Source organism: Dietzia sp. DQ11-38-2, assembly GCF_014145055.1.
GTDB lineage: Bacteria > Actinomycetota > Actinomycetes > Mycobacteriales > Mycobacteriaceae > Dietzia.
Genome location: NZ_JAALDW010000175.1, coordinates 1,598 through 14,229, shown reverse-complemented (window position 1 = coordinate 14,229; position 12,632 = coordinate 1,598). Strand labels below are relative to the sequence as shown.

The 12,632-nt window shown below is 69.9% G+C and carries 9 protein-coding genes and 1 pseudogene; 6 read left to right on the top strand and 4 right to left on the bottom strand.

The genetic code is table 11. From position 1 onward, the window contains the following. Positions 1–287 precede the first annotated feature (287 nt). Both G6026_RS06760 and G6026_RS06755 read left to right on the top strand, forming a co-directional pair. Entirely contained in the window at positions 288–1,217 is a 930-nt protein-coding gene (locus G6026_RS06760; RefSeq protein WP_182612711.1) for a type IV toxin-antitoxin system AbiEi family antitoxin domain-containing protein, read from the top strand. A 163-nt stretch (positions 1,218–1,380) separates the two neighbouring features. Continuing rightward, positions 1,381–1,746, top strand: a complete 366-nt coding sequence (locus tag G6026_RS06755) for an RNA-binding S4 domain-containing protein (RefSeq protein WP_182612709.1) — start codon at positions 1,381–1,383, stop codon at positions 1,744–1,746. 12 nt (positions 1,747–1,758) lie between these two features. Here the strand turns inward: G6026_RS06755 and treY are convergent, their stop codons facing one another. From treY to G6026_RS06740, 3 genes are read right to left on the bottom strand one after another with little or no spacing between them, the layout of a single operon-like run. Beyond that, on the bottom strand, positions 1,759–4,236 hold the full coding sequence (gene treY / locus G6026_RS06750) for a malto-oligosyltrehalose synthase (RefSeq protein WP_182612707.1): 2,478 nt from the start codon (positions 4,234–4,236) through the stop codon (positions 1,759–1,761). A gap of 2 nt (positions 4,237–4,238) precedes the next feature. Beyond that, positions 4,239–6,383 carry a glycogen debranching protein GlgX gene (gene glgX / locus G6026_RS06745; protein ID WP_107756240.1) on the bottom strand — a complete coding sequence of 715 codons (2,145 nt, stop codon included), beginning with the start codon at positions 6,381–6,383 and terminating at the stop codon, positions 4,239–4,241. A gap of 56 nt (positions 6,384–6,439) precedes the next feature. After that, positions 6,440–8,599 (bottom strand): acyltransferase family protein, encoded by a 2,160-nt coding sequence (locus G6026_RS06740; protein ID WP_182612705.1) that lies wholly within the window; start codon positions 8,597–8,599, stop codon positions 6,440–6,442. A gap of 160 nt (positions 8,600–8,759) precedes the next feature. On the opposite strand from G6026_RS06740, the gene G6026_RS06735 reads away from it, so the two are divergent. Next, a complete protein-coding gene (locus G6026_RS06735; RefSeq protein WP_194305656.1) occupies positions 8,760–9,383 on the top strand; it encodes a hypothetical protein in 624 nt (207 codons plus the stop codon). Positions 9,384–9,386: 3 nt separating this feature from the next. Here G6026_RS06735 and G6026_RS06730 read toward each other — a convergent pair whose 3' ends face one another. After that, positions 9,387–10,106 (bottom strand): NUDIX domain-containing protein, encoded by a 720-nt coding sequence (locus G6026_RS06730; protein WP_107756242.1) that lies wholly within the window; start codon positions 10,104–10,106, stop codon positions 9,387–9,389. A gap of 72 nt (positions 10,107–10,178) precedes the next feature. Between G6026_RS06730 and nadA the strand changes: the two genes are divergently transcribed. From nadA to G6026_RS06715, 3 genes and pseudogenes are all read left to right on the top strand, one after another. Then, the gene (nadA, locus tag G6026_RS06725; protein WP_107756243.1) at positions 10,179–11,264 is read left to right on the top strand and encodes a quinolinate synthase NadA; all 1,086 of its coding nucleotides are present in this window, start codon (positions 10,179–10,181) and stop codon (positions 11,262–11,264) included. Positions 11,265–11,332: 68 nt separating this feature from the next. Beyond that, positions 11,333–12,214 carry a carboxylating nicotinate-nucleotide diphosphorylase gene (nadC, locus tag G6026_RS06720; RefSeq protein WP_182612712.1) on the top strand — a complete coding sequence of 294 codons (882 nt, stop codon included), beginning with the start codon at positions 11,333–11,335 and terminating at the stop codon, positions 12,212–12,214. Positions 12,215–12,279: 65 nt separating this feature from the next. Further along, positions 12,280–12,632: pseudogene (locus tag G6026_RS06715) on the top strand (hypothetical protein); the annotation flags it as partial.

Genomic DNA, 12,632 nt, shown 5'->3' with positions numbered 1-12,632 from the left:
CCCTCACGCCGCCCCTCGCCGCGATCCGCCCCTCTGGGTGTGATTCGCCCCCGTAGTTCCGGGGGCAGAATGCAACGCTCGGGGTGCATCGTGCAACCACGGGGTCGTGCGGCACGTGATCGTCCATTGCTCCGAGGCGGCGCCCCGTCTCGCAGGCGAAACCTGGTGGTGAGCGCACAGAAAGGGGCGAACGGCGGCGATTCCAGCCCGCTGTGTCCGTCCACACCGTCATCGGGCGCCTACCGGATTCGACGGGTCGACGCAGAACCGTGGCACAGCATCAATGCATGACCGGAATCGAAGAACTGCGTTCACGCCTCTTGACCACCGACGACCTGATAGCTCGGGGTGCCAGCGCCCAGGCTCTCAGCAGAGCGGTGTCCACCGGCGCGATGATCCGTCTGAGACCGGGGTTCTACGTCGACGCGGCCGCCCGAGAACTCAGCCGGGACGATCGACACCTCCTCATGGTCCTCGCGGCGGACAGATGTCTTGTGGCGCCGGTGTTCACCCACTGGTCTGCTGCACTTGTGCTGGGGCTCCCCTCATGGGGACTGCCGCTTCGGCAGGTGTCGGTGTCCCGCAACGGCCACGCCCAGCGATCGCGCAACACGAGGCTGACGAGACACGACGTGTCTCCGGTCGAGGCAGACGAGATCGTGACCGTCGGCGGACTTCAGGTCACTTCGCCAGATCGGACGGTGGTCGACATCGGAAGAGCCTGTGGGCGGGATACAAGTGTCGCGGTGGCCGATGCAGCTGTCTACGGCGAGTTGGCCACTGCGGAGTCACTGCACGTCGCCCTGGACCGGGCGGCGGGCAGAAGCGGGCTCAAGAAGGCTCGGGTGGCGATGACGCTGATGGACGGTCGGAGCGAGAGCGTTGCCGAGACACTGAGCAGGTTGACCTTCTCCGATCACTGCCTGCCGACGCCGGTGACCCAGGAGGACATCATCGACACACACGGAAATCGTGTCGCCCGCGTCGACTTCTTCTGGCGCGAACACGGGGTGATCGGCGAGTGCGATGGGTTCGGGAAGTACTTCGACGGACACGATCTCAGGGAGGTGAGACGTCGACTCGCGCGGGAGAAGGATCGCGACGCCGAGCTCGTCGCCCTCGGATATCGGGTCATCCACTGGCGGTGGGCAGATCTGGAGAGGCCGTGGTTGCTGGCCGAACGGATCCGGCGCGTGCTGCTCGCGGCGGCAGCATGAGGATGAACCCGGTAGCCGACCTCCCCTGACGCCACACCTCACCGCTGTGGATGATCCGCCCATCCACTCACGAGTCGCCCCCCGAGCTACGAGGGTGGATCGCGGTCCGAGGGGCGGACCGGGTGCGAACCGCTGGCCGCCGCTGTATCGCTATCCTCCCCGTATGGCAGTGCGGGTGGACGCGTGGACGTGGTCGGTGCGGCTCTTCCCGTCGCGGACGAAGGCGGCGGCCGCCTGCCGGGGCGGGCACGTCAAGGTCAACGGCGAGGCGGTGCAGCCGTCGAAGGCGGTCGTGCCCGGAGATCGTGTCCAGGTGACGGGGACGCTCGGCCGGATCCGCGTCCTCGAGGTCGTGCGGACGGTCAACAAGAGGGTGGGCGCGCCGGTCGCCGCGACCTGCTATATCGACCACTCGCCCCCGCCGCCGCCGAGAGAGGTGCTGGCGTCACAGCCGCGGCGCGACAGGGGAGCGGGGCGACCGACCAAGCGAGAGCGTCGCGAGACCGACCGCCTCCAGGGCCGTGGGTAGACCCCTGCGTGGTCAGTCGTCTTCGCGGACGATCAGCACGACCGGTGACCCGACCAGTAGGTCGCCGACGTCCACTCGGCTCGAGATCACCGGGCCGACCGGGCGCACCACCCAGGTGCCCTCCGGGAGCACGACCTCGGTGCCGCGGAAGTCGTCGGCCCCGAGCACCGCGGTCCGCCGTCTGGCGATCATGCCGATCGCCGCGTGCCCGTCAACGATCCTGGCGAACGCCACCACGTCCCCGGAGGAGGGGCCCTGTACCGGCAACGCGAGGTGCGGGCCGGTAGCCATGCTCGCCGGGTGCGAGCGCCGGAACCGCAGCACCTCACGCACCAGCGCGAACTTGGGGTGCCCGCCGCGGGCCACCGCGCCGGACCGTAGGGGCTCATAGTCCACGAACCGGCGGTTATCCGGGTCGACGAGCGAGTCCTCCCACACCTCCGTGCCCTGGTAGACGTCGGGAACACCGGGCGACAGCAGCTGTGTCGTCTTGGCGATCAGCGAGTTGTCCCGTCCCGCGGGGGCGATCCGCTCGACGAACGGGGTGAGCAGCGCGCCACCCGAGTCGAGCAGTGTGTCGATCCACCCGTGGGCGGCGGACTCGAAATCGCCGTCCTGACTGGTCCAGGTGGTGTGCACGGCCGCCTCACGTAAGGCCTTCTCGGTGTAGTCGTGTAGGCGGGGCCGCAGGTCGTCGGGGAGCTCGTGACCATCCAGGTCGTCGCCGGCCGGCCACACCCCCACGATCACCTGGAGGAGGAAGTACCCCGCGTCCTCGGCGGGAGGGGGGAAGCTCCGGAAGACCTCGGAGACCAGGTGCGCCCATTCATCCGGCAGCTGCGAGAGCACCGAGATCCGGGCGCGGACGTCCTCTCCGCGCTTGGTGTCATGGGTGCTCAGCGCCGTCATGGCCAGCGGGGTCGCGCGGGCACGCTCGGCCATCGCCAGATGGAACGCGTCGACCGGCAGACCCATCCGGCCCGGCGAGCCGCCGACCTCGTTGAGGGAGACCAGCCGTCCGAGTCGGTAGAACAGCCGGTCCTCCTCGGCCTTGGCGGTGGCCGCTCCGGTCACCTGCGCCAACCGGACCGAGGCCTCCGCGGCCCGGGCCAGGGCCCCGGCGACGAGGCCCAGGGCCGGGCCCAGCTCGGGGCGATCGCGGTGAAGGCCCTCCAGGATCCCGGGGAGGGTCCCTCGCAGGACCGGGTAGTCGGCGCGGTAGACGGGCGTGTGCGCGATCACCGAGACCAGCGCCTCGCGGAGCTGCGCCTCCTCGTCGTCGTCGCCACTCGTCACCTCGCCCGCGTCCCGGCCGACAGCGGCGTCACGCCGCACCGCCCGGGTCAGCCGTCCCAGCTCGGGGGCGAGGTCCTCGAGGACGATCTGCCGCTTGAGACGGGCGGACTGCTCGTGGACCTGCTCCTCGTCGCCGGGGCCACCGCAGTACCGGGCGGCCAGCTCCGTCAACCGCGCCTGACCGCCGGGATCCACCAGCATCTGGTCGATCAGACGGAGAGCGTCGTAGCCGGTGGTCCCGTCGACGGGCATGGCGGGGTCGAGCACCTCGGCGGGGGCGAGGATCTTCTCCACCAGCAGCCACCGGTCCTCGCCGGCCAGCCCGCGGAGACGCCGCGCGTACCCCACCGGGTCGGCGAGCCCGTCAGGATGGTCGACCCGGATGCCGTCGACCAGGTCCTCCTCGCACCAGCGGCGCACCTCGGCGTGGGTGGCGTCGAAGACCGCGGGGTCCTCCTGGCGCAGCCCGGCCAGCCCGGTCACGGTGAAGAACCGCCGGTAGCCCAGGAGCGGCTCCCGCCAGTGGACGAGGCGGTAGTGCTGCCGGTCGTGCACCTCCTGGGCGGTCCCGCCCCCGGTGCCGGGGGCGACGGGGAAGCGATGGTCGTAGAAGCGCAGCTCGGTCTGGGGGTCTGCATCCGCGTCCGAGTCGGAGGTGTCGGTGTCGGTGGGGGTGACGACGACGAGCTCGCCGACGTCTTCCGGTGACCCCAACACCGGGATCGCTATCCGGCCATCCGCTCCGTTGGCGGGCTCGGTGTCGAAGTCGAAGTACGAGAAGTACGGCGAGTCGGGGCCGCGGCGCAGCGCATCCCACCACCATCTGTTGGCCGTCGGCCGGTCGACGCCCAGGTGATTGGGGACGATGTCCACCACCACGCCCAGGCCGTGCTCCCGGCAGGTGGCCCGGAGCGACCGCAGGGCGTCGATGCCGCCGAGTTCCGCCGCCACCCTGGTCGGGTCCACCACGTCGTACCCGTGGGTCGATCCCGGGGTGGCCTCGAGTATCGGCGACAGGTACACAGAGCCCACCCCGAGATCGGCGAGGTAGGGGACCAGGTCTTCGACGTCGGCCAGGACGAATCCCCGGCCATTCGGATCGGAGGCGGGCGTCCGCAGTTGGAGACGGTAGGTGCTGGCCAGGGCGGCCCCCCTGCCCAGCGCTCCGGTCCCGGCCCGGTCCTCGTGGGCCACGATCAGGAGACCTTGCGCAGGACGATCGTGCCGCGATCGGCCACCGTGATCGTCTCGTCCGAGCCCAACTCGCCGCTGCGCTCCTCGAGGTGGTCCGCCGTGTCCAGGACGACCTCCCAGGACTGCGCGTACTCGGGCCCCAGCAACGAGAACTCGATGGGCTCGTGGTGGGCGTTGAACAGCAACAGGAACGAGTCGTCCACGATGCGCTGGCCGCGCTCGTCGGGTTCGTGGATGCCCTCGCCGTTGAGATAGACGGCCAGGGATTTGCCGAAGCCGGAATCCCAGTCCTTGTGGGTCATCTCCGAGCCGTCGGGACTGAACCAGCCGATGTCCTGGGGGTCCTCGTCGTCCCGCAGCACTGTGCCGAAGAACCTCCGCCGACGGAAGACGGGATGGTCCTTCCGCAGTCGGACGAGGGTGCGGGTGAACTCGAGGAGGGTCTCCTTCTCCTCGTCGAGCTCCCAGTTCATCCAGGCGATCTCGTTGTCCTGGCAGTAGACGTTGTTGTTGCCGCCCTGCGTGCGGGCGATCTCGTCCCCGTGCGCGATCATCGGCGTTCCCTGCGACAGGATGAGGGTGGTCAGCATGTTGCGTCGCTGCCTGTGCCGCAGACTCAGGACGTCCGGGTCGTCGGTGGGGCCCTCGACGCCGCAGTTCCAGGAGCGGTTGTGGCTCTCTCCGTCGTTGCCGTCCTCGCCGTTGGCGTCGTTGTGCTTCTCGTTGTAGGAGACGAGGTCGTTGAGGGTGAACCCGTCGTGCGCGGTGACGAAGTTGATCGACGCGGTGGGGCGGCGGCCGGTGTTCTCGTACAGGTCCGAGGAGCCGGTCAGTCGGGAGGCGAACTCCCCGAGCGTGGCGGGCTCTCCCCGCCAGAAGTCGCGGACGGTGTCGCGGAACTGCCCGTTCCACTCGGTCCACAACGGCGGGAAGTTGCCCACCTGGTAGCCGCCTTCGCCCACGTCCCACGGTTCCGCGATGAGCTTGACCTGGCTGACCACCGGGTCCTGTTGGACCAGATCGAAGAACGACGACAGCCGGTCCACGTCGTGCAGCCCTCTGGCCAGGGCGGAGGCGAGATCGAACCGGAACCCGTCGACGTGCATGTCCAGGACCCAGTACCGCAGCGAGTCCATGATCAGCTGCAGGGAGTGGGGGTGCCGGACGTTGAGCGTGTTGCCGGTGCCGGTGTAGTCCATGTAGTGCTGCTCGTCGCCCTCGACGAGCCGGTAGTAGGCCTGGTTGTCGATACCGCGGAACCCGATCGTGGGCCCCATGTGGTTGCCCTCGGCGGTGTGGTTGTAGACCACGTCGAGGATCACCTCGATGTTGGCGTCGTGGAACGCCTTGACCATCGCCTTGAACTCGCTCACCGCGTCTCCGGGCTTCTCGGCGAACGCGTACTCGTTGTGCGGGGCCAGGAACCCGAAGCTGTTGTACCCCCAGTAGTTGCGGAGCCCCATGTCGATGAGCCGCTGATCCTGCATGAACTGATGGACCGGCATCAGCTCGATCGCCGTGACCCCGAGGTCGGTGAGGTAGTCGATGATCGCGGGGTGGGTCATGCCGGCATAGGTTCCGCGCATCTCGGCAGGGATGTCCGGGTGGGTGGCGGTCATGCCCTTGACGTGGGCCTCGTAGATCACCGTGTTGTGGTACTCGTGCCGGGGAGCGCGGTCGTTACCCCAGTCGAAGTAGGGGTTGATCACGACGGTGGTCATGGTGTGGCCGAGGGAGTTCTCGGTGTTGCGCCTGGTCGGATCGTCCAGGTCGTAGCTGTGCAGGCTCGGGTGGCCGTCGAACTCGCCGTCGAAGGCCTTGCCGTACGGGTCCAACAGCAGTTTCGAGGGGTCGCACCGCAACCCGTGCTCCGGCTCGTACGGTCCGTGGACGCGGAAGCCGTAGCGCTGACCCGGGGTGACGCCGAAGAGGTAGCAGTGCCAGATGTGGCCGTCGACCTCGGTCAGTTCGACGCAGGTCTCACGACCGTCCCTGTCGATCAGGCAGAGATCGACACGCTCGGCCACCTCGGAGAACAGAGAGAAGTTGGTTCCGGTCCCGTCGTACGTGGCGCCGAGGGGGAAGGCGCTACCAGGCCAGGCACGAATGAGCTCTGGGGCGGACTGCTGCGTGTCGTCGTTGGTCACAAGGCCCAACAGTAGTGGTTATCGGGACTCGAACCGGTGTACCGGGCCCCCGACGCTCACCACCAGCCGGTCGCGGGCCCCATCTGCCGGGCGAGCTCGCCCGACGCGGACCGTACCCAGGACCCCGAGAGATGGTGGGAGTCGTGGTAGACGATGACGTTGCCCACCACGACGGGGCAGTTCCCCGCATCGCACAGACCGTCGGTCAGGTCGATGAGTCGGACCGAGTCGATCCCGGCCCCGGCGAGCGCCGCCGGGTTGATGGGCGCGACGGACCGCTCCCGGGGCATTCCGCACTCCTCGGGGGTGCCGCCGTCTCCCAGGCAGTCCCCGGCCCGGATCGGGCCACGCCCCTGATTGAGCCACGGGGTGTCGCGGATGGCGATCACGCCGATGCCCTGCTGGTCGAGTGCCCGCCACAGGTCGACGTACTGGCGTGGCGTGACATCCGGGCCCACGACCCCCACCGGCCGGGTGGCGGTGGTGAACACGAAGTCCGGTGCCAGGCCGACGAGGGCGGCCAGCGCGGCGGGAGTCCATTCGGCGCAGCTCTCGTACAGCAACTCGTCGCTGTCGGAGACCGATGCGTCGAGGGTCAACGGACACCCCATCTTGAGCAGCGTCACCACCCGGAAGCCGTAGTGGCGGCCGACCTCGTCGAGGCCGCTGATCCAGTGTTCGGCATGCGAGCCGCCGACCAGCGCGATGGTGCGGGGTGCGGTCACGTCGCCGTACACGCACATCTCGACTTCCGAGGACTCGAAGTTGGAGATGCAGCCGTCGAGGGTGCTCATGGGCAGGTCGTTGCCCACCTGCAGCAAGGAGGGGACGTAACCGACGTTCTCGGGGACCGGGACGCCGTCGAAGAACGCACGGGCCCCGGGGTGGTCCGGGTCGGTGAGTGAATCGACGTACGGCACCGCCGAGCGGGAGGCCGAGGTGGCCGTCCACCACCCGACGACGCCGAGGCTGGCCACGGCGGACACCACGACGAGGGAGGTGGCCCGGACGAAGCGCCGCTGCTCCCGCTCGGAGCGACCGGACCCCTTGCGGAGCGAGTCGCGCTTCTGGGCCGCGGGCGTGGTCCGGCTCCGCGCCCGGCTGGCCATCCGCAGGGGTCGCTCGACGTACTTCTCGGTCAGCAGGGCCAACACCACCGAGGCGGCGGTGATCACCAGCCCCGACACCAGCGTGATCTCGGCCTGGCGGTCGTAGGACAGCCAGAGGATGAGTATCGGCCAGTGCCAGAGGTACAGGGAGTACGAGATGTCGCCCAGCCGGCGGAACACCCGCCCGGACAGCAGCCAGGTGACCGGGTCCCTGCGCGGCGTCGCACGCTCACCGTCGGGGAGGTTGCCGCCGAGGATGATCAGCAGCGCGCCACCGATCGGATACCAGGCCAGGGGGCCGGGGAAGTAGGCGGCACCGTCGAAGAAGAAGCCCGTGCTCACGACCATGAACAGGCCGGCGGCCGTGGTGAGCATGCGGAGCGGCCACGGGAGGACCACCCCGGCCAACACGATGGCCACCAGACCGCCGACGAGCAGCTCCCACATCCGGGCACCGGTGTCGTAGTAGTTCCAGGGCTGGTTGACCGTCTGCCCGTACGCGGACCACCAGACCGAGGCGACGGTGCCCGCGAGCACCACTCCGAGCAACATTAGCGTGGGCGTCCCGCGCTTCACGACGAGCCGCCACACCGCGGTCAGACCCAGGACTACGGCCAGGGCCACCAGGTAGAACTGGCCCTGGACCGACATCGACCACAGGTGCTGCAGCGGCGAGATGGTCGCGTCGGCCGCCGCGTAGTCCTGGGAGGTGAGCGCGAGTTCCCAGTTCTGGTAGTAGAACAGCGAGGCGATGGTCTGCTCGAAGATCGCCGACCACTGGGTGGGGGGTTTGATGAGGATGGTCCCCACCACGGTCGCCGCCACGGTGACCACGAGCGCCGGATACAGGCGCCGGACCAGACGCTTCAGGTGGGGAAGTGGGTTGAGGGCCGTACCCGGGAGGCCGGCGCCGCGCAGGAGCGATCCCAGGAAGAAGAACCCGGACAGGGTGAGGAACACATCGACGCCGCCGGAGACGCGCCCCATCCAGATGTGGAACACCACGACCAGTGCGATGGCCAGGCCGCGGAGACCGTCGATGTCGTGCCGGTAGGCCATCTTCCCGCGCCGGCGGCGAGCCGGCGGGTTCGGAGTGCTGGTGGCCACTGGCGGATACTTCCTGACGAGTCGTCCGGGCTGTGCTGGCGCCCCGGCCCTGCGAGCGCGCACACCGAAAAGCGTGGTGGCGCCGCGTCAGAGCATGGTGGAACCGGGTCCGATTACACCACAGACGGTTCACCCCGCCCGCGTTGGTACAGTCCGGCGCATGCTGAGCTCACCGCCGTGGCGCGCCGTGGGGACCCTCGCGGGAGTCGTCGGACCGGCCGTCGTCGCGCTGCTGGTGTGGGTCGTGGCCGCCCCCCGCTCGGAGTTGCTCTCGGTCGGCGGGGGGAGGGGACTGCGGCTCCCGGAGTCCGGAGCCGACGGCGGAAGTCAACTCCTGATGCTCATCGTCCTGTTGGGGGCTGCGGTGGTGTGCGCGGTCCTGTCCCTGTGGCACCGCCACCCGGGGTTGCGTCGCCCAGGGGGCGTCCCCGTCCTCGTGCTGCTGCCCGGGCTGACGTGCTCGGTCACCGCGGCCGCGGCCTCACCGGTGGCCGCGCTCCTGGCCCCGACCGCGGAGAACGCCCCGTACGGAACGGTGGTGGCACAGCCGCCCACGGCGGGGGCACTGTTCTTCGACCGCATGATCTACGGGACCACGGGGCCCTCGTGGGACTGGTTCCCGCCCGGCGCGGGGTGGCTGGCCTTCGGCGCGATGATCGCCGCGTTCACCGTGGCGGCGCTGGCCCACGTCAGCCACTCCTCGGAGTTGCGGGACGGCGTGGAGGACGTGGACGGTCTGGACGGGGTGCCCCCGGAGTCGGTGTCCCCGAACCGCCCGGACTGAGTCTCATCCGCGAGCCCCGGTGAGGACCTCGACCGGCGGCCGGAGAGTCGCGAACTGGTCGGTGATCCGCAGTCTGCGCTCGGCGAATCGGTACAGGGCGGCGGGCCGACCGCCCGAGGGTCCCGGCGGCGCGCTTCGTCCGCAGCGCACCAACTCTCCCCGCCTGGTGAGGATCCTCTGGAGGTTCGTGGGATCGACCGGGTGGCCGAGGGCGGCGGCGTAGTGCTGGGCCAGGGTGGAGAGGGTGAACTCCTCCGGAGCGAGCGCGAAACCCAGAGTGGAGTAGGAGAGCTTGGCGGCGAGGCGGGCCCGGGCGCGGGCGACGATCTCCGCGTGATCGAAGACGGTGTCGGGAAGATCGTCCACCCGGAACCACGCGGTGTCGTCGGGGATGTCCGGGTCGGCGTCACTGGGCAGGACACCGAGGAATCCTGAGGCGAAGACCCGCCGACCGGGAATCCGCGAGGGGTCGGAGAACTCCGCCACGGATTCCAGGTGGCTGAGCGAGCGCACGTCCACCTTCTCCGCGAGCTGGCGGGTGGCGGAGGTGGCCAGGTCCTCGTCGTCCCCGACCTCGCCGCCGGGCAGCGCCCACCGACCGGCCGCCGGGCCCAGCGTGTGTTGCCACAGCAACACGTGCAGGGCGTGGGAGGGGGGGTGCGCGATCCGGCGGACCTGACCCACGACGACGAGCACCTCGTGACCGGTGTTACACTTGGGCATGTTTTCGATTGTAAGTCGAAAACAAGGCCGGTGACGTACCGGTCTGCAGAACCGACCCGGGAGGGGGCAGCGATGAGTACTGCCACAGGACACGGCACCACGGTCGCACCGCGGCCGGAGAGCACCGTCGGCAGGCTGGAGTCGCCGCTGGCCGTCAGGATCCGTCACGACGGCGCGGTGTACACCGGCGTCGAGCCCGACGCCCGGTGGGCGTCGGAGATCCGCCGTCTCGCCGCCGAGCGCGACGCGGTGATCCTCGCGCACAACTACGAGGTCCCCGCCATCCAGGACATCGCGCACCACGTCGGGGATTCTCTGGCCCTGTCGCGGATCGCCGCGGAGGCCGAACAGTCGACCATCGTCTTCTGCGGGGTCCACTTCATGGCGGAGACCGCCAAGATCCTCTCGCCGGACAAGACGGTCCTCATCCCCGACGAGGCCGCGGGTTGCTCGCTGGCCGACTCCATCACCGCCGAGCAGCTGGCGGAGTGGAAGGCCGAGCACCCCGACGCCGTGGTGGTCTCCTACGTCAACACCACCGCCGCGGTCAAGGCGCTCACCGACATCTGCTGCACCAGCTCCAACGCCGTCGACGTGGTCGAGTCGATCGACCCGGATCGGGAAGTCCTGTTCCTGCCCGATCAGTTCCTCGGCGCGCACGTGCGGCGTAAGACGGGCCGCGACAACGTTCTCGTGTGGGCCGGAGAGTGTCACGTCCACGCCGCGATCAACGGCGACCAGCTCACCACCAAGTCCCGGGCGCACCCGGGCGCCGAGCTCTTCGTCCACCCCGAGTGCGGTTGCGCGACGAGCGCGCTGCACCTGGCCACCGAGGGCGCGGTCCCGGCCGATCAGGTCAAGATCCTGTCCACGGGCGGGATGGTCGACGCTGCCCGCGCCTCGGGTTCCCGCGAGGTCCTGGTGGCCACCGAGATCGGGATGATCCACCAGTTGCGCAAGGCCGCCCCGGAGATCGATTTCCTGCCGGTCAACGAGCAGGCGAGCTGCCCCTACATGAAGATGATCACCCCGGCCGCGCTGCTGCGCGCGCTCGTCGAGGGCGCGGACGAGGTCCACGTCGACCCCGCCACGGCCGAGGCCGCGCGGGGGTCGGTCGAGCGGATGATCGCGATCGGCAACCCGGGATCCGGCGAGTGACCGGCGGGGGAGAGGGCGGGGTAGCCGCCGGCGCGACCTCGCAGGCCTCCGGTGGCGACGACGACGACCTGTTCGACCCCGATACCCGGGCCGATGCTCTCCTGGCGATCCGGCGCGCCCTCGAGGAGGACCTCCGGTACGGCCCGGATGCCACCTCGCTGGCCACCGTTCCCGCGGATGCCCGGGCCACGGCCCGTCTGGTGACCCGGTCCGACGGGGTGGTGGCGGGGTTGCCGCTGATCGAACTGGTCCTCACCGAGGTGCTCGGGCCTCATGGTGACGGCTCCGTCGGAGGCGGCGCCGACTTCTCGGTGACGCTCCACGCCCGGGACGGGGACCGCGTGTCGGCCGGCGACGTGGTGGCCGAGATCAGTGCGCCGACCCGCGGTCTGCTGACCGCCGAACGGACCATTCTCAACCTCGTGTGCCACCTCTCCGGGGTGGCGACCGCGACCCGTGCCTGGGTCGACCGGCTCGAGGGCACCGGATGCGCCGTCCGCGACACCCGCAAGACCCTGCCCGGTATGCGGCTGCTGCAAAAGTACGCGGTGCGGTGCGGTGGTGGGGTCAACCACAGGCTCGGCCTCGGGGACGCCGTCCTGGTCAAGGACAACCACGTGGTGGCCGCCGGTGGGGTCCTGCCCGCCCTGGCGGCCGTCCGCGAGCGGTTCCCGGACCTGCCCTGCGAGGTCGAGGTGGATTCCCTGGAGCAGCTCGACCAGATGCTCGCCTCGGGGGTGGACCTGGTCCTGCTGGACAACTTCCCCGTCTGGCAGACGCAGATGGCGGTCCAGCGTCGCAACGCGATCTCACCCCGGACCCGGCTGGAATCGAGCGGCGGTCTGGGTCTGGACGTCGCCGCCGACTACGCGCGTTGCGGTGTCGACTTCCTCGCCGTCGGCGGACTCACCCACTCCGTGGCGGTACTGGACGTCGGTCTGGATATGTGAGGTCCGCCCCACCCGGCCGTTCTGGTGCGGTGGCGACCGCCGGGACCCGCGTAAAGTTCGTTGTCATGACGGGCTTCTGGGACACGAGCGAGAAGAGCACGCCGGCGGAACGCCGGCAGCAGCGGATGGCGGAGGCCCGCCGGCGCGTGGAGTCGGGGGAGAACACCTCGCCGCCGCCCCCGCGCCCGGCCCCCGGCCCGCCGACCCGGAGCCGTTCGGCACGGTCCTCACGGCCGGCGACCGTGGATCCGCTCTCGGTGACCGGGGCCCAGTTCGCCGTGTGGCGCAGCGTGCAGCACTTCTGCGCCACCGATTCGCTCCCCGACGCCCGCGGGACCGACCTGGACCTGCTGGTCGCCTGGTCGGATTCCATCCAGCCGTTCCGGCTGCGTCAGAGAATCGTGGCGCGTCTCGACTC

Bases quoted from the DNA above. Each gene is read 5' to 3' on its own strand.
- G6026_RS06760 (WP_182612711.1), top strand. From the start codon at position 288: ATGACCGGAATCGAAGAACTGCGTTCACGCCTCTTGACCACCGACGAC.
- G6026_RS06755 (WP_182612709.1), top strand. From the start codon at position 1,381: ATGGCAGTGCGGGTGGACGCGTGGACGTGGTCGGTGCGGCTCTTCCCG.
- G6026_RS06735 (WP_194305656.1), top strand. From the start codon at position 8,760: ATGCTGAGCTCACCGCCGTGGCGCGCCGTGGGGACCCTCGCGGGAGTC.
- G6026_RS06730 (WP_107756242.1), bottom strand. From the start codon at position 10,106: ATGCCCAAGTGTAACACCGGTCACGAGGTGCTCGTCGTCGTGGGTCAG.
- nadA (WP_107756243.1), top strand. From the start codon at position 10,179: ATGAGTACTGCCACAGGACACGGCACCACGGTCGCACCGCGGCCGGAG.